This window comes from Neobacillus sp. plas4, assembly GCF_057221695.1.
Map to the genome: position 1 here is coordinate 2,413,626 of NZ_CM170152.1, position 19,818 is coordinate 2,433,443.

Below are 19,818 nucleotides of genomic sequence, written 5' to 3' on the forward strand. Positions count from 1 at the left end.
AAACAATCATAAATCCTATAGATTACTATTGTTGTCCCCATAATAGAAAACCTCTTCCAACGGTAAGTTAAAGGCGTGAGCAATACGAAAGGCCAGTTCTAGCGAGGGGGAGTAGTTTCCCTTTTCAAGTGCGACAATGGTTTGTCTTGTTACGCCCACCTTGTCAGCCAATTGCTGCTGAGTCATTTCATTATGATTGAATCGTAATTTACGGATATGATTGCCAACAAGACTTTTGCCCATCTTACACTCCTCTCCGATAGTGATAAAATTTTGTAAGTGATCCGGTTAAATCGGAAATGAATCCTGAGATGATTAGGATAATAAACATCCCCTGTGACTGCTGATAGATAATAAGCGATCCCATTGCAAGTAGAAAGCCGATGATAAACACAAAAAAAGAATTTCGATTCGCTTTCAAGTCAACTAACTTATCCAGTTCATCCGCAAAGCCAGGTTCCTTTTCTTTGCTGGTAATTCGATAGATGATCGTAAATATAATACTAATCATGATATGCGCGACGATTGAAAACACTAGAAGAATGAGGACGAAGGAACCCCAATAGCGAAAGGTTTCCGGCGACTCTAGACTTCCTGGGTACCGCGGGTACATGTACAAGCAATACGTTCCGAAAATGAGTATCGCACTGATAAATGATACAATGCATTTCTTTTCTTGATAGGTCAAGGTATACACCTCCTGTATGGTCACTTTTACACTTGGTAAAATATTATATGCACCATGTAAAGAAAAGTTGACATGAAGTAATGTGAAGATTACATAAATAGAGGAAACATGAATTTAAAAGCAAAAGAAAAGCCTATTCGATGTGATTTCATCACCTAATAGGCTTTTCCTTTTGATTTAACCTTTTTCTTTTAAAAATCCATCTTAAAGCAGGGGGAACAGCAAAAAAGATGAAGAGGAGACGGAATAACTGAAATCCGGTGACCATCGCTAAATCGGCCCGGATCTCATGTGCGAGAACCGCCATTTGATCGGCTCCTCCAGGTGATAAGCTTAAGAAACTTGTAGAAGGTGTAATCTCATAATAATGTATAAGCAGCATGCTTAGACCTAATGAAAATAAGACCATAACGAACCCGCTGCCAAACGCTAGGATCAATATTTTTGTTTTATGTTGTAGTTGTTCTGGTTTTAGCAATAAGCCTAGATAGCCGCCGATCATAAATTGCGAAAGGTCTAACATAAAGTCTGGAAGATGAGGTCCTGGTAGTCCGGATAGAGTCAGTATAGCTGTCCCTATGATGGGACCTAATAAAAAAGGTGTTGGAGATTTAATCTTTTTTCCTATGAAAGCGCAAATCACACAAACTGCTGCAAACAATAGGAGCGTTGGAGAAAGTGGAGCTTGATCCACCATATCAGCTACATCAATAGTTGATGGTGATGTATTTTTAAAAAACGGTCCATAAATTAGAAAGGGAACAAGAAAAATAATCATTATCACCCGCGTCACTTGAAGAAAGGTGACGATGGTAATATTGATTCCCTTTACCTCTTCGGAAAAGGTAATCATTTGTGTAAGTCCCCCAGGAATGCTTCCTACAAGGATGGTAGGATAATCAACGCCTGAAAGCTTGGAAACGAAAAAGGCTATTCCGGCACAAAAAGCAATTAAAATAACGGTTAAAAGCAGCATGATCGGAAGTTTTACCCCAATTTGGATGACAGCCTCTTTTGTAAATGACAAACCGATTGCATAACCCAAAATAATCAAGCCAGTATCGCGTATCTGAACCGGCCAGTAAACCTTGATGGTACTAAACCTCGAACCAATTAGGACAGCCGTCATTGGACCAAGCAGCCATGGAATGGGAATAGATATAAAAGTAAACACTATGCCGCCTAAAAGGGCAAGGAACAATGTAATCAAAAAACGTATTTTATTATCCTCAAGATTCATTACCAATTGAACGCCCTCTAACGTCTTTTCTATCATCATATCAAATATTAGTTTTGATCACACCACTTACTTGTCCATTAAAATAAATACAATTACTTTTCTTTTATTAAGTAAAGATGAAAATTGGTTTAAGAGTTGGTAAATTTTCCTAAAATCGACACAAAATCCAAAAGCAGCGGTTTAAAATCGAATGGGTAATAAACAAGACTGGTAAATATTTCTGGAGGTGACATGGTATGAAGAATATTCTTCGAACCGCTGTCCAACAACGAAGGCAAATGCTTATAGATAAACTCCTTAAAAAGGGTGTGTTTAAAAAAGATGATCGACATCTGTATGAATGGACGTTGAGTGATCTAGAGGAAGAGTACAAGTTTTTCGAGGCTAATCATGATGCAACAACAAAAGAAAAGGACCAAGCGAATCAACCTATACTATAGATTGTTTGCGACTCTGTATAGTTGTAGGGTTTAGGATTGGTATAATAAATAGCTGCTCCTCACAGTTCCCCGCTTCTTTACCATTCAAAAGTAAGACTTATTTCATATTGACTAAAATGATTTTCGTCTTAAAATTAAGCAATATGTAAATGTTTATTTTTAGAAGGTAGGTATAGACGTGGGACGAATGGAAAGACGACAGCAAAGTAAGGCGTCTAAACAATGGGATTGGGGTAAGTTTTTATCAATGGGTTTAGTGAGGAAATTAATGATAGCAGGAATCATTGCTGTGTTAGCTTGTTTCCTCATCGTGAATATCTTTATTTGGAGTAGTGATGTCAGCAAATTGAATAAACCGGCACCTCAGCCGACGATTATTTATGATCAAAATGGGGAGATTGCTAGTAAGATATCCAATTCCAGTATTGAAGGAGTCAGCATAAACCAAATTCCGATGGAAGTAATCCATGCGGTGGTTGCTACAGAAGATCAACTTTTTTATAAACATAATGGGATTAATTATTTTGCGATTATGAAGGCTTTTGTTAAAAATACAATTTCAGGTGATATCGTAGCAGGCGGTAGTACGGTCACACAACAGTTAGCAAAGAATGCGTTTTTGACACATGAACGCACGTATACACGAAAGATAAAAGAGCTAATCATTACGAAAAAAATTGAACGCACCTACTCTAAAGATGAGATTATGGAGCGGTACTTAAATCAGATCTATTTTGGAGAGGGAGCATGGGGGATTCAGCGTGCAGCAAAAACTTACTTTGGCAAAGACGCAAGTGAATTAACCTTAAGTGAATCAGCTATGCTGGCCGGATTAATTAAAGCTCCTTCCATCCTTTCTCCCTTTAAGAATATGGAAAAGGCAGTGGAACGTCGAGACCTTGTCTTTTCCTTGATGGAACAGGAAGGGTACATTAGTCAAAATGATGTAGATAATGCGAAACAACAGGAAATCGTATTGCAGTCAGAAAAGGTGGATGACGATTATCATGGCAGCTATCCATACTATGTAGATCACATTATTGTTGAGGCAATGAAGAAATTTGAGCTGACAAAGAATGAAATTCTTTCTGGTGGACTTCATATTTTTACAGAATTAAATCCGACGATTCAAAAAGCAGCTGAAGAGGTTTATCAAAATGAAAATCTATTCCCAGCGAGTCAACCGGATCAGCTGCTCCAAAGTGGAGCTATTTTTATTAACCCTGAAAATGGCGGGATTCAAGCACTTGTTGGCGGCAGAGGCGAACATACTTTATTAGGGTTTAACCGCGCCACACAATTAATTAGACAGCCTGGTTCAACGATGAAGCCTTTGGCGGTGTATACGCCGGCACTGGAACAAGGCTATGAAGTCTTTGACCTGTTAGAGGATAGACCGCTTAATATAGGTGGATATCAGCCAAAGAACTATGATCATCAATACCGGGGTCAAGTGACGATGTATTCTGCGGTGGTGAACTCATACAATGTACCTCCAGTTTGGCTTTTAAATGAAATCGGATTGGAACAGGGTACGAAGGCAGTTGAGCGATTCGGGATACCGCTAAAAGAAGAGGACCATTCACTTGGAATTGCACTCGGAGGGATGAATGAGGGAACCTCCCCACTAAGCATGGCACAAGCCTACACTGCATTTGCGAATGATGGGGAAATGGCAGAAGCACATGCGATAAATAAAATTGAAGATGCAGAAGGAAAGGTAATTGCAAAATGGAAGGATAAAACGACGAAAGTGACAGATCCGGAAGTTGCTCAAAAAATAACGTTCATGCTTAAAGGTGTGGTCGATGAAGGTACTGGGAAAAAGGCTTACCTAGATGGTATTGATATCGCTGGTAAAACAGGTTCAACCCAGCTTCCGTTTGCGAACGAAAGTGGTACAAAGGATCATTGGTTTGTCGGTTACACCCCGAATATTGTTGGTGCTGTTTGGCTGGGCTATGATCAAACAGATGAAAATCACTATTTGTCAACATCAAGCAGTGGTACGACTCCGGTCATTTTTAAAGAAATAGTTTCTAAGTCAAAATCGATCCTAACGGATGAAAAATTTGATTTGTCAGGCGTTGAGAAAAAATATAAAAGCGAACTTAAGAGGCTAAAAGAAAAAGAAGAAAAAGAGGAAAAAGCAAGAAAAGATAGAGAAGAAAAGGCAAAGAAAGATAGAGAAAAGGAAAAGAAAAAGGAAAACAAAAATAAAGGCAAGGGAAATAAAGAAAAAAGTAAAAAGGATAAAGACAAAGATGAAAAAAATGAAGATGACGAAGACGAAGAAGAAGATGAATAATGGAAGGGAAAGCTCGTATCTAACTTAAGATACGAGCTTTTTTTAGGGGTTAGAAGGGATTTATTGATTTGTAGCGAAAAATGGATAGTATAAGTTATTTATAAAGGAGAATGATTGTAAATGTTTGTATTCAAAGCCATTGACCACATTCTACTAGCTGCACCAAAGGGAAGTGAGGATCGTGCACGTAAGTTTTTTATTGATATTTTAGGTTTTGAAGAAATGGAAAAACCAGAGGAATTGAAAAAGCGCGGCGGGGCATGGTTTCGGAACGGTAATACGCAAATTCATATCGGTGTGGAGGATCCATTTTCTCCAGCAAAAAAGGCACATCCAGCCTTTGAGGTGGAAAATATCGAAGCATTGAAAAAACATCTAATTGCTAAAGGTGTTGAAGTAATTGAGGATCATAACCTTCCGGGGGCAAATCGATTTTATACAGCCGACCCTTTTGGGAACCGCATTGAAATCTTAGAGTGGATCTAAATTTTGTGAAATTCATGACTCTAAGTGAAAAAAATAAAAAAATTTTTTAGGAACTCCAACCTTTCCGGCGATCTGATTTTAATTTTCTTAGGAATGATTTTTGTACCAATCAAATATTTTATCTTGAGAGCCTTCAAAAATGGAGGGGATAAGTTGAAGATTGAATACCAACATATCTTTGGACTGCCAAGAAAGATTGTCTGGAAGTACATCAAGGATGAAAAGGTTTTGAGAAACACTATTCCTAACTGCAAGTCACTCGTCCAAGTCGCAAACGGATTTTATCAAGCCCAAGTTGATATCCAATTAGGTCCGCTTAAGGATGTTTTTGAACTCGAGGTCAAATTAGAGAAAGAAAAATCACCTGCTTTCTGTCATGTGTTTTTTAAAGGAAAAGGAAATCTAGGTGAGTTTACTGGAAAAGCAGATGTTATTTTAAACGATCATCAAGGCGGCACTAAAGTCAACATTCATTCCGATGTAGAAATAACTGGTGCGCTGGCTGGGGCTGCACAGCGAGTCTTAAATGGCGGAGCAAATAAAGGAGTTGAGAAATTTTTATACAGCTTAGAGAAAGAAATCAAGAAAAATCTTTATCTTATCAGAAAAGGACGTAATCGCTAATAGGATTAAGAAGAGCAACGCTAAAAAGTCGTTGCTCTCATCTTTTCATATCAATCATGCTCGGGATAATTGGCAAATTGTTTTATGCCTATAATCCATTCCTTAAAACTACCATATTTATTGGAGTCAAATCCAAAGTGTTCCTTTATGAAACGAATGGACTCTTTTTCTTTTTCATGAACAATTCCGTCAGAATAGACAAGGCGTAGAATTTCGATTAGGACTATATTTTTAGAGCGTTCATTTTTGAATATCTTCAAAATATCGTCGATGTCTAACCCTCTTACTGAATAATCCCCAAGTTCCATTTCTTTTTGATATTTTTTAATCACTGGATTTTCAAATATTGAATAATTTCCATCTACTTTTGCAATCAAGACTGCTAATTCAAGAAATGCCTCTTTCTCCTCTTGTTGAAGCTGTGCTAAGAACATAAATAATAGCTCCTTTACAACTATATTCTATTAATATTGGTTTTCACATGTACTATTAGTCATAGTACCAATAATAAATGACAATTGTCCATTCTAAATAGGATAAAAAAGGAAATGTTGGCTTTATAGAGAATATCTATTATCATTTAAGACCTTTATTGTTAGTATTCATTATATATTAACTTACGAAGGAGTAGTAAACGATGATTAAAACCTTACATATTTTAAATGGACAATCCATGTTTAATTATTTTAAAAGAACAAATTTTCTCGGTGATGAAACGATGATTCCTTTTAACGAAGCAATGTGTTTTGGTGAAATTAAGGGAGAGATATTTTCTCAGGAGTTTATAATAACACGTGCGAAGGTTCATCAAGTGAGCAAAGAAGAATATATGGACATAAGTATTAACCCTTTGCAACCACTCGTTAATGGTGATTTTTCCACCATCGAATTATGGTTTGATGAAGATATGTTCTGCCAAATCAATGTGCTTACCATCCTTGCTTGGCTCGACAAAACGGGGCATAAGAAGCCCGTTAAACTCCATTTAACAGGGGATAAGTTTGAAAGTATTGAAGAGTACACACTTTATGCTGCCGGTTTTTATGAGCTCTACAATCAAGTTATGATTTATAAAAAAATTCCCACTTCTATCCATCCAATTCACTTAGCAAAAGGGATTGAACGATATATAACCTATCTAAATGATGAAAGTGATCTAATCCAATATATTAAAAAGGATCAAAATATCCCAGAAAATGAACTTGTAATTGCGTTAATAAATAATTTTGGTGAGTATGGGCTGGGTGACACCCAATACCTCAAGATCATCAGAACAGTGCGCAAATTAGATTCATAGCGGCATTTTTCTAATTGTACCAAGGACACGGCCCTCTTTTTTTACCTTCATTTTCTCCTTTATAGATACCATTCTGTATATATTTTCTAAGGATGAAAAAACTAATGGGTAAATAAGGTTAAGGGGATTACATATGGATTTATTAAAACCAATCAACATAAGTGCATCTAAATTAAGTCCTGAATACCCGTTCACTGCCGTCGAAATGGGGAAGTTATGGGCTACTTATGTAGGGAATAGTATGTCTAATCAGATATTGAAGTATTTTCTTCAACATGTAGAAGATGAGCACATTAAAACATTACTTGAAAATGGATTGAATTTAACGGTTGATTTCATGACTACAATTGAAAAGTTTTTCACAAAGGAAAATTTTCCAATTCCGATAGGATATACAGATGAGGATGTCAATTTAGGAGCACCTAGATTATTTGAAGATCAATTTTATGTACATTACTTGAAATATGCTTCTAAAGCGGGACTAAGTTTATATGCAATTGCCATTCCAATTGTGATGAGAGAAGATATCCGCGAATTTTTCATCCATTGCAATACGTGTACTACCTTCCTTTTAGGCCAAATTAACAATGTTTTAATTGAAAAAGGGTTCATTATGATGCCTCCGAATATTCCCGTGCCAAGTAAGGTTGATTTTATCCAGAAGGAGAATTATTTGAATGGGTTTTTCGGTGATGTTCGAGAAATGCACGCACTAGAAATCATTCATCTTTATGATAATATTGAAAACAACATCACCAGTAAAGCACTTTTGATTGCGTTTAGTCAGGTTTCCAAAAAGGAAAAGGTGCGAAATTACTTTTTAAGAGGTAAAGAAATAACGGATAAGGAAGTGCAGCGTTTCCAAGATAAACTTCATAAGGAAAATTTGCCGTTCCCGTCACAAATTGATCATCTAGTGACAACTTCCACATTTTCACCATTTTCAGATAAAATAATGGTTTTTCATAAAGTTGATATGTTTTCAATAAAGATGCGTGCATTTGGTAACTCGATGTCAGTGAATGGAAGAAGAGACCTCGGGTTGGCATATATGAAATCACTAGCAGAGGTTTCATTATTTGTAGAAGATGGGGCAAATATTCTCATTGAAAACGGCTGGATGGAACAGCCGCCCAAAGCAGTTGACCGAGAGTATTTGGCTTCAAAATAGCCCAGAAGCAGACGAAAGCTACGCATGAGACCTAGTAAAGTCTCATGCGTTACGTATGTGATTGATAAAACGTTTTACGTCAAAAAATTTTTATAAAGAACATCGCATTTTGTCAATTAATCCTGTCGATATTTGATGATGGAAATGATTATCATGAATTCGCTTTCATTTGATAGAATCTAGTTATTGTTGAACAAGGGGCGAATAGAGTTGAAGAATGATTTGGTAGTTAAAATTGAAAACGTACGTAAACAAATGATAAATGTCGGAATGTCTAGTGGTTTTACATCCGAAGAAACGATTAGACTCAGCAAAAAGCTTGATAATCTGATAAATTTACAAATGAAGTTATTTAGTAATCTATCTGCATATTAAGAACAAGAATAGGGTGTACATATGTTATCGAAAGAACAATTAAAAGATATAAAATCGCTACAGGAGATCTGTGAGAGAGAGGACAATATTCAATTAAAGCTTAATTTTGATATGCTTGAAAACAGGTCCGAAGATCGGATAGAAGATTTTTTTCATTATGTTGATGAAAATTTAGTTGGATTTCTTGGAAGCTATTATTTTGGAAGTAAAGTAGAAATCTGCGGTATGGTTCATCCTGATTTTCGCAGAAGAGGAGTATTTTCTACGCTGCTTGATTTGGCATTGACAGAGGCAAAGAAACGCGAAGTAAGAACCATTTTGTTGAATGCTCCTTCTGAATCCCAACCCGCAAAGGAGTTTTTAAAGAATATTCCTTGTACCTTAGAGACGGTTGAATATCAAATGAAATGGCAGAAAGCAGAATTATCCGATGATCAGTCAATCCATATAAGACCTTCTTTTTCGGAAGAAGATTTAGAAGCAGAGGTTCAATTAGATGTACAGTGCTTTGGCTTAAACGAAAAAGAAGCACGGCAGTATAGGCAAGAAACTCAAGATCTAAACACCGATAGAAGATTCATTATTGAAGCAGGTGGAAAAACAGCTGGAAAAATGCGTCTTTCTGAAATAGATGGTGAATCGTGGATATATGGTTTTGCTGTTTTCCCAGAGCTGCAAGGTAAAGGGATAGGGAGAAAAGCCCTATCAAAAGTGGTGAAAATGGAGAACGGAAAAGGCTTATCCATTTTTTTAGAGGTTGAAGCAAAAAATGCACATGCCTTGAAACTCTATGAGTCTTGTGGATTCAGAAGCTTTCATTCCCAGGACTATTATAAAATCATCCATTAAACAGAGGGTATTACCGTTCTCTCTGTTTTTTTGTTGCTAATTCTATCAAATAAGAATTATTTACCAGATAAAAATAGGAGACAAATGTAATCGCTTACACTATAATTAAAGTAAGAACTAGGGGAGGGGAAACAAACAATGGAACTTTTATTTGAGCAATGTGACCATAACAAGACGGAAGAACCTTGTGAAGAGTGTGCCCCAAATAAGGAGAGCGAGGAAAATTTAGATCTCTTCGAATATGATTATTATAAAAGAATATGGTTTTAAGTAATGCATTTTATAAAGCTATGTGCCAGAGGAAGTTGTCTTACCGACAGCTTCTTTTTGTTTGGACAGCACAACCTACAGCAGGATTACCCTGTTAAAATACAGAAGATTGTGTGTTAAAATAAAAAAGTTATGTATCTTCGAAAGATAGAAAGCATATCTAAATGATCAAACTGGAGTGTATTTTTTAATGAACCAAGAATTTCTCTATATCATAGTCATCATTGCCCTTGGGTATCTATTGAAACGCCTAAGGATCTTACAAGAAAAAGATGGAGAAGTCATTGCAAAACTTATTTTTAAAATTACCCTGCCTGCTTTAGTACTTGTTACATTTGATTCTGTAAAACTAGAAACCTCGTTAATTTTAATACCCGTTATTGTTATTTTGTATGGGATTCTAATAACAATTTTAGGTTTACTTGTTTTTAAAAATGAAGAAAAAGAAATGAAAGGGACCTTCTTGATCCTATCTTCAGGATTCAATGTCGGCTTATTTGCTTTTCCACTCGTTTTTGCTATTTGGGGAATGAACGGATTAACCTATTTTAGTATGTTTGATGTTGGAGCGTCCTTTATCGTCTTTGGAATTGCCTATATACTAGCCAGTTATTTTTCAGAAGAAGGGTTAAGTCTTAAACCAGTTGAAATCATAAAAAAACTAAGCAGATCCATTCCTTTAATGACCTATTTCATAGCCAGTATATTAAATTTCACTCATATAAAGCTGCCAATCGTAGTGATTAATGTTGCAAGCATACTATCGGAAGCCAATATGCCGTTGTCCTTATTGTTATTGGGTCTTTATTTGAATTTTACATTTGATAAACAAACCATTAAACCTTTGTTGAAATATTTAACTTTCCGATATAGCTTGGGATTTCTTATAGCGATCGCCTTATATTTTACCCTTCCATACGAACCGATGTTTCGCTATACGATTTTGATTGGTTTGCTGCTCCCTGCTGCATCCTCTGCGATAACGTTCGCAGTAGAATTTAAATATAGTACAAAATCTATTCGTTTAATGGCCACGATATCAAATATCACGATTTTAATAAGTATTGTAATATTGTATATTTTTGCAAACATTATTTAATAGATAATTTTGCTATTTGTAATTTCTACTCTTTGTGGAAGTACTTCACACTTGTTATCAGATTTTAAATAACTTATAATTATCAGATAATAGTATTTATACTAATCTAAAATATATTTAAATACACTATATTTGGTTATTCAGACAGAATGGTTGAAAATGTCAGGATTGGATTGGGGCACATCTTGACTACAAATTTTAGGGGAAAAGGTTGATAAATATGAGCAACGGGGTAATTAAAACAGATGTTATTTTAATCGGGGCAGGTATCATGAGTGCCACATTAGGAACACTCTTAAAGGAATTAGTACCTGAATGGGATATTAAAGTATTTGAGAAGCTTGAAAGCGCAGGAGAGGAAAGCTCTAACGAATGGAATAATGCGGGAACGGGTCATGCTGCACTGTGCGAGCTTAACTACACGGTTCAAAAGCCTGATGGATCAGTTGATATTAGTAAAGCGATCAAAATTAATGAACAGTTTCAGGTGTCCATGCAGTTCTGGTCGTATCTAGTAAATAACAAATTGATCGATAATCCACAAGATTTTATTAGACCACTTCCTCACATGAGTTTTGTACAAGGGGAACAAAATGTAACTTTTTTAAAGAATCGCTTTAAAGCACTATCAAACAATCCTTTATTCAAAGGGATGGAATTTTCCGATGATCCTGAAAAACTAATAGAATGGATTCCGCTTATCATGGAAGGCCGTAACATGATCGAACCGATTGCTGCAACAAAAATTGATTCTGGAACAGATGTCAATTTTGGAGCTTTAACACGCACATTGTTTAATCATTTAGAGAGTAAAGATGTCAATATTAAATACAACCATATGGTAAATGATATTAAACGTACGAGTGACGGCTTATGGGAATTGAAAGTGCGGAACCTATTCAGCGGTACAGTCACACGGCATGCAGCGAAATTTGTTTTTATCGGCGGCGGTGGAGGCAGCCTGCATTTACTTCAAAAATCGGGTATTCCTGAAGGAAAGCATATCGGAGGATTCCCGGTTAGTGGAATATTTATGGTGTGTAACAATCCTGAAGTTGTCGAACAGCATCATGCTAAGGTATACGGAAAGGCTAAGGTGGGAGCACCGCCAATGTCTGTACCGCATCTTGATACAAGATTTATTGAAAACAAAAAATCATTGTTATTTGGTCCTTTTGCTGGCTTCTCACCAAAGTTCTTAAAAACAGGTTCTATGTTCGACTTGGTAACTTCCGTAAAACCGGATAATGTTTTAACGATGTTAGCGGCCGGAGCAAAAGAGCTGCCATTAACAAAGTACCTCATCCAACAAGTGATGTTAACCAAAGAACAAAGAATGGAAGAGTTACGTGAGTTTATTCCGAACGCTAAAAGCGAGGAATGGGATTTTGTAATCGCAGGACAACGTGTACAAGTGATCAAAGATACGGAGGCTGGCAAAGGAACACTTCAGTTTGGTACCGAGGTTATTACAGACGCAGACGGCACGATTGCAGCATTGTTGGGTGCATCACCAGGTGCTTCGACTGCGGTTCACGTTATGCTTGAAGTGATTAAAAAGTGCTTCCCTGAACAGTTGAGTGAGTGGGAAGCAAAAATCAAAGAAATGATCCCTTCATATGGCCAATCACTTATGAAAAACCCAGTACTACTGGAGAAAATTCATTCTTCGACAGCTCAAACGCTTGGTTTAAGTAAAAAGGAACTGGTCTATAATTAATTCTTGATAAACACAAGAACCTTTAATCTATCATTAGATTGAAGGTTCTTTTTTGTTCTGGATATTTGCGGAAGTGAGTCCTATTTTACTTTTTAAATACATGCTGCCCAATCACAAGAGTTGTGGCCCTTGTATCGAGCCAGCGGCTGGTTGCAATCGCTGGATTGTAGAAAAATAATGAGCCTCGTGCCAATTTCCTATGATCAGTAAGGGCAGATTTAACAGCTTGAATGGATTCCTCGTCAGCCGGCTTATTGATTTCACCATTTTGGACCGGCTGAAACTGACCAGGAGCATAAATGACTTCTTTAATGGAGTCAGGGAATTGTGGACTTTCGACTCTATTAAGAACTACACAAGCAACGGCAATTTTCCCTTCTAAAGTTTCCGTTTGTGCCTCTGCTCTCACTAATCTTGCCAGCAAATCAATTTCAGAGTCTGAAAGGCTCAGATTTACAGTTTCTTCTATCCTTGGTTCATTTGTCCTAATAGATTTAGGAGTGCTGAAGTTTTGACCTATGTAAATGAGATTCAGATTTGATACCTTTGGATTTTCGTCACCTAACTCCTGTGGTGATAAGCTACGGTCTCTTTCGATATTTGAAATCGTGTTCCCTTGCTTAACGGTATAAGCAAAAGCAGGGGAAGCAAATAAAAGTAAAACTGCCAAAGTTAATAGGGTAATTAGTTTTTTCATTGATTCTAGTCCTCCAAGTTGGTTTATTGTATTTAAATCTATTACTATGAAAAGAAAAAATAGTTTAGTATTACAGTTCAATTACATAGAAAAGACAATTAGGAGTCTCTAGTAATATGGAAGGTACTTCCAAATTGGTAGAGACTTATTGAGCGGATTGGAGAAATGGTTAGATTGTAACCGGTTTTCTATTTTAGGGAAGAATAATGGAGTGATTGTGCCCGTAAATCGAGGCAGATAAAATTAAGGGGAGAATCAGAGGTTTATTGTGCCTGTAACTTGAGCCAGACAAAATTAGGGGAAGAATCAGAGGTTTATTGTGCCCGTAATTTAGGTCAGTAAAAATTACGGGAAGAATAAAAGGGTTGCTTGATCAATTTAGAGAAGCATTTAAGTTTGTTTCTTGTTTTCTGACTGTTACTATAGGAATATACCTTAATTAAGAAAGGACTTGATATAAAATGGGAAACATTAATATACCTGTATCAGTCTTAAATTTAGCCCCAATCAGACAAGGGCAAAATTCGAAACAAGCCATTGAGGCAATGGTAGACCTTGCACAAGCAACGGAAGAATTGGGATATCAGCGCTATTGGATCGCTGAACACCATAATACGCCAACTCTTGTCAGCTCTGCGACTGCCATTTTAATCAAACACGCCTTAGAGCACACCAAAACCATTAAAGTTGGCTCTGGAGGGATTATGCTGCCCAACCATTCTCCTTTAGTCGTGGCAGAACAATTTGGAACCATGGCGACTATTTATCCCAATCGTGTAGAACTCGGGCTTGGGCGTGCGCCAGGAACAGATATGATGACAGCAAGCGCGTTAAGACGTTCAAAGAATGATTCAGTATATACTTTTCCTGAGGATGTTCAAGCATTACTAACCTATTTTGGTCCGGAAGAGCACCAAGGATATGTTAGGGCCTATCCGGGTGTGGAAACAGAGGTACCTCTTTATATCTTAGGCTCATCAACCGACTCGGCTTATTTAGCGGCTAGCTTAGGTCTGCCGTATGTATTTGCCTCCCATTTTGCACCAAAATTCATGGGACAAGCGATTTCGATTTATCGGGAAAGATTTAAGCCGTCCCAATATTTAGACAAACCATATATGATGGTGTGTTTAAATGTAATTGCAGCGGAAACCGATGAAGAGGCAAGATACCAACAAACCACCATGCAGCAGTTTTTCTTAAATGTTGTCCGTGGTTCACGTAATCCCTTGCAGCCTCCTGTTGAAAGTATGGATGGCATTTGGAACCCAATGGAAGAAGAAATGGCTAAGTCGATGTCGAGTGTGACATTGTTGGGAAGCAAAGAAACAATCCGTCAGCAGCTGACAAGCTTCCAAGATCAATATGCTGTAGATGAAATTATGGCAGTGTCTTATATCTATGATGCTGACAAACAAAAACGGTCATACGAGTTGTTTAAAGAAGTAGTGGATGAGAAGTAATTAGAATAAGAAATGATGAGTGCAAAAATGGCACACGTCATTTTTTATTTTGAACCATCTTAATTATTGTAGCGGCTTCCAATTCGTTCACAATGAACCTTAGTTGTTGCATGATTTATATTGGAAAAAGTAATAATAAAACGAAAATCAAAAGCTAGGACCCTAGGTAATTTGTTACCTATAGGAATGGAAAACATCATAGAGGGGAACAACAATGAATTCGAATACTACATCAATAGAAGCTTCTGCAGAAAAAAAAGAAACGATTATCAATAAAATTCTAGGAGCAATCAGTGGAAGTTTCGCACCTATATTAGGAGTGCTTGCGGGCTCCGGATTAATTTCAGCTTTATTATCGATTTTAACCACATTGGGATGGTTATCTCCTGAGAGCGGAACCTATGCCATTCTATCTGCTGCTGGACATGCAATTTTTTACTTCTTCCCCATTTTTCTCGGGATTACTTTAGCGATAAAACTAGGAGCAAATGGCTATGTAGGTGGTGCTATCGGTGCAGCACTGTTAGAGCCGCATTATATGGATTTAGTTGCCTCAAAAGCACAGGATGTGACTTTCTTGGGAATTCCTGTGATTGTAGCAAGCTATTCATCAACGGTTTTTCCAATATTAATTGCTGTGTCCATTTATTCCTTGTTAGATAAATTTTTGAAAAAAGTGATATATAAAGAATTACAAATGTTTATTAATCCACTAATTTCATTAGTTGTCATTGTGCCTTTAACTATACTGATATTTGGACCCTTTGGAACTTATGTAGGTGAAGCCATCGGAATGGTTATCGAGTTTTTAAGTTCAAAAAGCGGACTTTTAACTGGGGCTGTGCTTGGTGCAGGATGGACCTTCCTAACGATATTAGGTCTACATTGGGCAGTCATTCCTTTAGCCATTGCAAATCTTGCCAACGGTGGTGACCCTATTATTGCTATGGCAGCTGCAGCGCCATTCGCTCAAATAGGAATGGGAATCGGGGTATTTTTTAAAACGAAGAATACCGATTTAAAAACGGTTACTGGATCAGGAATTGTTCCTGGCGCATTAGCAGGGACGACAGAACTTATCACCTATGGTGTCCTTGTGCGGTATAAACGAACGATGGTCATTGTGGCATTAGCAGGGGCAATTGGCGGAGCGATTAATGGGACGTTTGGAATAAAAGCGACTGCATTTGCTCTCCCAAGTTTCTTATCTATTCCTGTTTTTTCACCGATAGGACTTTATCTAATTGGTGTTTTGACAGCGTTGGTAGTAGCTATGGTTCTCACACTAATATTTGGATATGAAGGAAAAAATAATGCTATCCCTTCAAAAACAGTAAAAGAATTTGGATTAGGAGAAGTGAAAAGAGAAACCATTCTAAGTCCATTAAGCGGAGAAATCATTCCCTTAAGCAAAATTGCTGATCCGCTTTTTTCAACTGAAACGGTAGGAAAAGGGATTGCCGTTGAACCAACAAAGGGTGAAGTGGTTTCACCAGTTGACGGAATCGTTACTACTTTATTTCCAACGGGGCATGCGATTGGAATTACATCAGAAGCCGGCGCAGAAATCTTAATTTATGTTGGCGTGGATACCATAAATTTGAAAGGTCAATTTTTTCATTCACATGTAAAACAATGGGATTCCGTTAAGAGGGGAGACTTGTTAATTCAATTTGACTTAGAAAACGTAAAGGCTGCCGGCTATGATATAAAAACCCCCGTGGTTATCACCAATAGCAATCAATATGTAGATATAGAGCTTGTCAAAGATGGAAAAATCCAAGCAAAAGATGAATTAATAAAGCTAATTGTATAAAAGTAACGGTGAGACAGGACCTCTCACCGTTTTTCATTGACCTATGAATCAAAGTCTCTCCTGCACGCCTTGGTCCAAAACCACATATGATACAGTATCAGAAAGTGGTGATGGATTTGAGTAAATGGTTAAAAGCAGGTATCCTGTTTTATCTCTGCATCATGTTTTTCGGAAGTTTTATCGCAGTAGGTATATTAATAACCGGTGCTCTAGAAGACACTTACCCCTTTATTACCGATATTAAGGCCCATTTTTATTACTTTTTCGCTGGAGCAATTGGCGGATCACTGCGGCACCTATATATGTTTTGTTCCCACTATATGAAAGACGAATTACAGGACTATAGGGAATGGATTATGTATATTTTCTATCCAATATTCGCTACAGGTACCGCGATAATGGCTGTTATCCTAATTCAAAGCGGAATCTTACTCATTGAATTTGTTGACTTTAAAGATACCCCTTATGCACAAATAAGCTTTGCCTTCTTCGTTGGATTTGGATTCAACCGCTTCCTCAATAAACTAAATGCACTATCAAAAAACATCTTCAAAACAGACACCCCTAAACCAAACAAACCAAAAACAAACGAAAACGAGCCAGAGTGCTAACAAAAACACTGGCTCATTTTCTGCTTCGCTCTACTGTCCGCCTGAGGTGGACAGTGTCCACGGATGGTGACAGGCACCGATACATATTTTATTAAGATTTGGTGATGAAAATAAATTCTCTGCGTATACGTAGTATGATCGATGATTGGAATGAAAGGAGAGGTGACCTTGTGGAATTACCAAAGGAATCAATATGGACCCTATAATATTTATAGTTATTATGTTGGCTATAACCCTCAAACATCTGTAAATCCCAATCTTCATTATCCTAAAATTCATCAAAGAGCTTTCTTAAGTCCGTTTACGTTTGTTGCAGGAGATGTCACCATTGAAAAAAATACCTATGTCGCCCCATTCGTAAGTATTCGTGCAGATGAAGGAACTCCTTTTTATATTGGAAGTAATAGTAATCTTCAGGATGGTGTCATTCTTCATGGTTTGAAAAATAAATATGTTGAAAAGAACAATAAAAAGTTCTCAATTTATATTGGAAACCGGGTTTCTTGTGCCCATGGTTCATTAGTACATGGTCCATGTCGAGTGGAGGATGACGTATTTATTGGGTTTAATTCGATTGTGTATAATGCAGTCATAGGAGAAGGGAGCTTTATTTCTTCCGGTGCAGTCGTGACAAATGGAGTGGAACTTAAACCGCGTAGTTTTGTACCTCCAGGTGCAAATATTGATACCCAGGGTAAAGCAAATGTATTAGCTACTGTCCCTGAAACAGAAGAGGAGTTTGCAAGGGAGGTCCAAAGAGTAAATCGAGAATTTCCTTCAGCCTATTCATTATTTTTCGGGAAAAATAGATGTTCTTGCGGGCTAGCGTGTTAACTGTATTCCTTATTGAAATCAGGCACTTTTTTGTCATCAAAACGGAAGAAATTTGGATTATTTTGTTCACAACATTGACATATATATTCAAAATATTTAAAAACATTTCGACATTAAATGAGCGGATTTTAGTTTTTTGTTTTGCTATTTTTATTTCACCAATAAGTTTTAAGTATATTTTGTAAAATTTAGTAAGAATCGGTCGGAATTTTTGATTACTCTATAAAGAATATGTTTGGTAATATGGTAATACAACCACTAATAATAAAATAAAAAACCTAAAAACATGTAGAATGAAAGAGTGAAAAATGTTTAGATAGATCATTAGGAGGGACTCCGTTAGGGGTTACCATTAGGAGGGCTTTATATGTATTTCAAAGTAAAGTTCTGGAGAAGATTAACCAAAAAACAGAAGATGAAATTACTAATGCAAAAAGCTCACATTAATTCGGCAGGTAAAGGGTATATAGCATAACTGAGGTTTTCAAAGTAACTTTGAATCTACAATAAATTCAAACACCGTTTTTCAAGAACGGTGTTTTTTGTTTTTGCCATCGTTTCAAGAGTGTAGAATCTGTATAAGTTATGGTAGGATAAAAAAATATAGTAAAAATTTATGATGGGGGAAAATTCAATGTACAGTTTTAAAAACGATTATAGTGAAGGAGCGCATCCTCGTATATTGAATGCTTTAATTGAAACCAATCTAGAGCAGGACGAAGGTTACGGAGAAGATCGGTATTCGCAAAAAGCAAAAGAATTTATTAAAGATAAACTTGGACGACCTGATGTAGATATTCATTTTATTTCAGGTGGAACTCAAACCAATCTTATTGCGATTTCAGCCTTTTTACGACCGCATGAAGCGGCAATCGCAGTGAGTTCCGGACATATCCTTGGGCATGAGACAGGAGCTATTGAAGCAACCGGACACAAAATCCTATCGGTGGAAGGCAGAGATGGAAAACTTTCTCCTACTGACATCCAAGAAGTCCTTGATGGTCATCCCGATGAGCATATGGTGAAACCAAAACTCGTATACATATCAAATTCTACAGAAATAGGATCGATTTATTCAAAGCAAGAGCTTCAGTCACTGCATGATTTCTGCCAGAAAAACCAACTTATTTTATATATGGATGGAGCTAGACTTGGTTCGGCGTTGTGTTCAGAAGAAAATGATCTGCAGCTGAGTGACCTTCCAGCACTCTTGGATGCTTTCTATATTGGCGGAACCAAAAACGGAGCATTGTTGGGTGAAGCATTAGTGATCTCAACAAAATCCCTAAAGGAGGATTTCCGTTACCATATCAAGCAAAAAGGAGCGCTCCTAGCCAAGGGAAGATTAATGGGTATACAATTTCTTGAACTTTTTCGAGATGATTTGTTCTTTGATTTGGCCATTCATGCGAATAAGACGGCGGGAATGCTTAGGGAGGAATTAAAAATTTCAAATATAGAATTATTAACGCATTCCCCAACCAACCAAGTTTTCCCGATTTTACCGAATTCGGTAATTACGGTCTTGCAAAATAAGTTTTCCTTCCATATATGGGAAAAGGTCGATTCTGATACATCTGGCATCCGACTAGTAACCTCTTGGGCAACAAAAGAGGAAGAGGTAGTAAGTTTTATTGAGGAACTGAGAAGCTTACTTACATAAAGTCTTTATGAATGTACTCCAAAATTCGCCGAAATGGTAAGTAAGTTTTGGAGTCTTTTTTTGCAACTGACTTTCAATAGCAGCAAGTATTGAGGCAAAACTATTTCGGTTCTAAAGACACAGTATAATTTGTTTTATATGTTACTTTTGAATCTGTGAATAATCGG

Annotated in this window: 20 protein-coding genes; 15 read left to right on the forward strand and 5 right to left on the reverse strand. The window is 37.0% G+C overall.

Features of this window, described 5'->3' with window-relative positions:
* Positions 1–15: 15 nt before the first annotated feature.
* The 3 genes from AC2TFD_RS12030 to AC2TFD_RS12040 form a co-directional block, all read right to left on the reverse strand.
* The gene (locus tag AC2TFD_RS12030) at positions 16–243 is read right to left on the reverse strand and encodes a helix-turn-helix transcriptional regulator (RefSeq protein ID WP_335518672.1); all 228 of its coding nucleotides are present in this window, start codon (positions 241–243) and stop codon (positions 16–18) included.
* A 1-nt stretch (position 244) separates the two neighbouring features.
* Positions 245–688: a hypothetical protein gene (locus AC2TFD_RS12035; protein ID WP_484675715.1), complete on the reverse strand. Its 444-nt coding sequence runs from the start codon at positions 686–688 to the stop codon at positions 245–247.
* Positions 689–839: 151 nt separating this feature from the next.
* A complete protein-coding gene (locus AC2TFD_RS12040; RefSeq protein WP_484676300.1) occupies positions 840–1,928 on the reverse strand; it encodes an AbrB family transcriptional regulator in 1,089 nt (362 codons plus the stop codon).
* A gap of 236 nt (positions 1,929–2,164) precedes the next feature.
* Here AC2TFD_RS12040 and AC2TFD_RS12045 point away from each other — a divergent pair, with 236 nt between their 5' ends.
* The 4 genes from AC2TFD_RS12045 to AC2TFD_RS12060 all read left to right on the forward strand — a co-directional run bounded on the left by AC2TFD_RS12045 (position 2,165) and on the right by AC2TFD_RS12060 (position 5,786).
* Positions 2,165–2,368 carry a Fur-regulated basic protein FbpA gene (locus AC2TFD_RS12045; protein ID WP_335567716.1) on the forward strand — a complete coding sequence of 68 codons (204 nt, stop codon included), beginning with the start codon at positions 2,165–2,167 and terminating at the stop codon, positions 2,366–2,368.
* A 187-nt stretch (positions 2,369–2,555) separates the two neighbouring features.
* Complete coding sequence (locus AC2TFD_RS12050) at positions 2,556–4,676, forward strand: transglycosylase domain-containing protein (RefSeq protein WP_484675716.1); 2,121 nt, start codon at positions 2,556–2,558, stop codon at positions 4,674–4,676.
* A gap of 120 nt (positions 4,677–4,796) precedes the next feature.
* Entirely contained in the window at positions 4,797–5,162 is a 366-nt protein-coding gene (locus AC2TFD_RS12055; RefSeq protein ID WP_335567715.1) for a VOC family protein, read from the forward strand.
* 153 nt (positions 5,163–5,315) lie between these two features.
* A complete protein-coding gene (locus AC2TFD_RS12060; RefSeq protein ID WP_484675717.1) occupies positions 5,316–5,786 on the forward strand; it encodes an SRPBCC family protein in 471 nt (156 codons plus the stop codon).
* A 50-nt stretch (positions 5,787–5,836) separates the two neighbouring features.
* Here AC2TFD_RS12060 and AC2TFD_RS12065 read toward each other — a convergent pair whose 3' ends face one another.
* A complete protein-coding gene (locus AC2TFD_RS12065) occupies positions 5,837–6,220 on the reverse strand; it encodes a hypothetical protein (RefSeq protein ID WP_335567713.1) in 384 nt (127 codons plus the stop codon).
* 203 nt (positions 6,221–6,423) lie between these two features.
* Here AC2TFD_RS12065 and AC2TFD_RS12070 point away from each other — a divergent pair, with 203 nt between their 5' ends.
* The 6 genes from AC2TFD_RS12070 to AC2TFD_RS12095 all read left to right on the forward strand — a co-directional run bounded on the left by AC2TFD_RS12070 (position 6,424) and on the right by AC2TFD_RS12095 (position 12,567).
* Entirely contained in the window at positions 6,424–7,083 is a 660-nt protein-coding gene (locus AC2TFD_RS12070; protein WP_484675718.1) for an AraC family transcriptional regulator, read from the forward strand.
* Positions 7,084–7,216: 133 nt separating this feature from the next.
* Positions 7,217–8,254 (forward strand): DUF3231 family protein, encoded by a 1,038-nt coding sequence (locus AC2TFD_RS12075; RefSeq protein ID WP_484675719.1) that lies wholly within the window; start codon positions 7,217–7,219, stop codon positions 8,252–8,254.
* A 210-nt stretch (positions 8,255–8,464) separates the two neighbouring features.
* Positions 8,465–8,629 (forward strand): Spo0E family sporulation regulatory protein-aspartic acid phosphatase, encoded by a 165-nt coding sequence (locus tag AC2TFD_RS12080; protein WP_335567710.1) that lies wholly within the window; start codon positions 8,465–8,467, stop codon positions 8,627–8,629.
* Positions 8,630–8,650: 21 nt separating this feature from the next.
* Positions 8,651–9,478: a GNAT family N-acetyltransferase gene (locus AC2TFD_RS12085; RefSeq protein WP_484675720.1), complete on the forward strand. Its 828-nt coding sequence runs from the start codon at positions 8,651–8,653 to the stop codon at positions 9,476–9,478.
* 460 nt (positions 9,479–9,938) lie between these two features.
* Positions 9,939–10,847, forward strand: coding sequence for an AEC family transporter (locus tag AC2TFD_RS12090; protein ID WP_484675721.1), 909 nt, complete (start codon positions 9,939–9,941; stop codon positions 10,845–10,847).
* A gap of 220 nt (positions 10,848–11,067) precedes the next feature.
* Complete coding sequence (locus AC2TFD_RS12095; RefSeq protein ID WP_484675722.1) at positions 11,068–12,567, forward strand: malate:quinone oxidoreductase; 1,500 nt, start codon at positions 11,068–11,070, stop codon at positions 12,565–12,567.
* An 85-nt stretch (positions 12,568–12,652) separates the two neighbouring features.
* On the opposite strand, the gene AC2TFD_RS12100 is transcribed toward AC2TFD_RS12095, so the two are convergent.
* Positions 12,653–13,264, reverse strand: a complete 612-nt coding sequence (locus tag AC2TFD_RS12100) for a cell wall hydrolase (protein ID WP_484675723.1) — start codon at positions 13,262–13,264, stop codon at positions 12,653–12,655.
* Between the two features lie 461 nt (positions 13,265–13,725).
* Here AC2TFD_RS12100 and AC2TFD_RS12105 point away from each other — a divergent pair, with 461 nt between their 5' ends.
* The 5 genes from AC2TFD_RS12105 to AC2TFD_RS12125 all read left to right on the forward strand — a co-directional run bounded on the left by AC2TFD_RS12105 (position 13,726) and on the right by AC2TFD_RS12125 (position 19,651).
* Positions 13,726–14,727 (forward strand): LLM class flavin-dependent oxidoreductase, encoded by a 1,002-nt coding sequence (locus tag AC2TFD_RS12105; RefSeq protein ID WP_335567706.1) that lies wholly within the window; start codon positions 13,726–13,728, stop codon positions 14,725–14,727.
* Positions 14,728–14,941: 214 nt separating this feature from the next.
* Entirely contained in the window at positions 14,942–16,543 is a 1,602-nt protein-coding gene (locus AC2TFD_RS12110) for a glucose PTS transporter subunit IIA (RefSeq protein ID WP_484675724.1), read from the forward strand.
* Positions 16,544–16,659: 116 nt separating this feature from the next.
* Positions 16,660–17,154 carry a hypothetical protein gene (locus AC2TFD_RS12115; protein WP_484675725.1) on the forward strand — a complete coding sequence of 165 codons (495 nt, stop codon included), beginning with the start codon at positions 16,660–16,662 and terminating at the stop codon, positions 17,152–17,154.
* A gap of 162 nt (positions 17,155–17,316) precedes the next feature.
* Entirely contained in the window at positions 17,317–17,988 is a 672-nt protein-coding gene (locus AC2TFD_RS12120; protein ID WP_484676301.1) for an LbetaH domain-containing protein, read from the forward strand.
* 634 nt (positions 17,989–18,622) lie between these two features.
* Positions 18,623–19,651, forward strand: coding sequence for a threonine aldolase family protein (locus AC2TFD_RS12125; protein ID WP_484675726.1), 1,029 nt, complete (start codon positions 18,623–18,625; stop codon positions 19,649–19,651).
* The last annotated feature ends 167 nt before the right edge of the window (positions 19,652–19,818 follow it).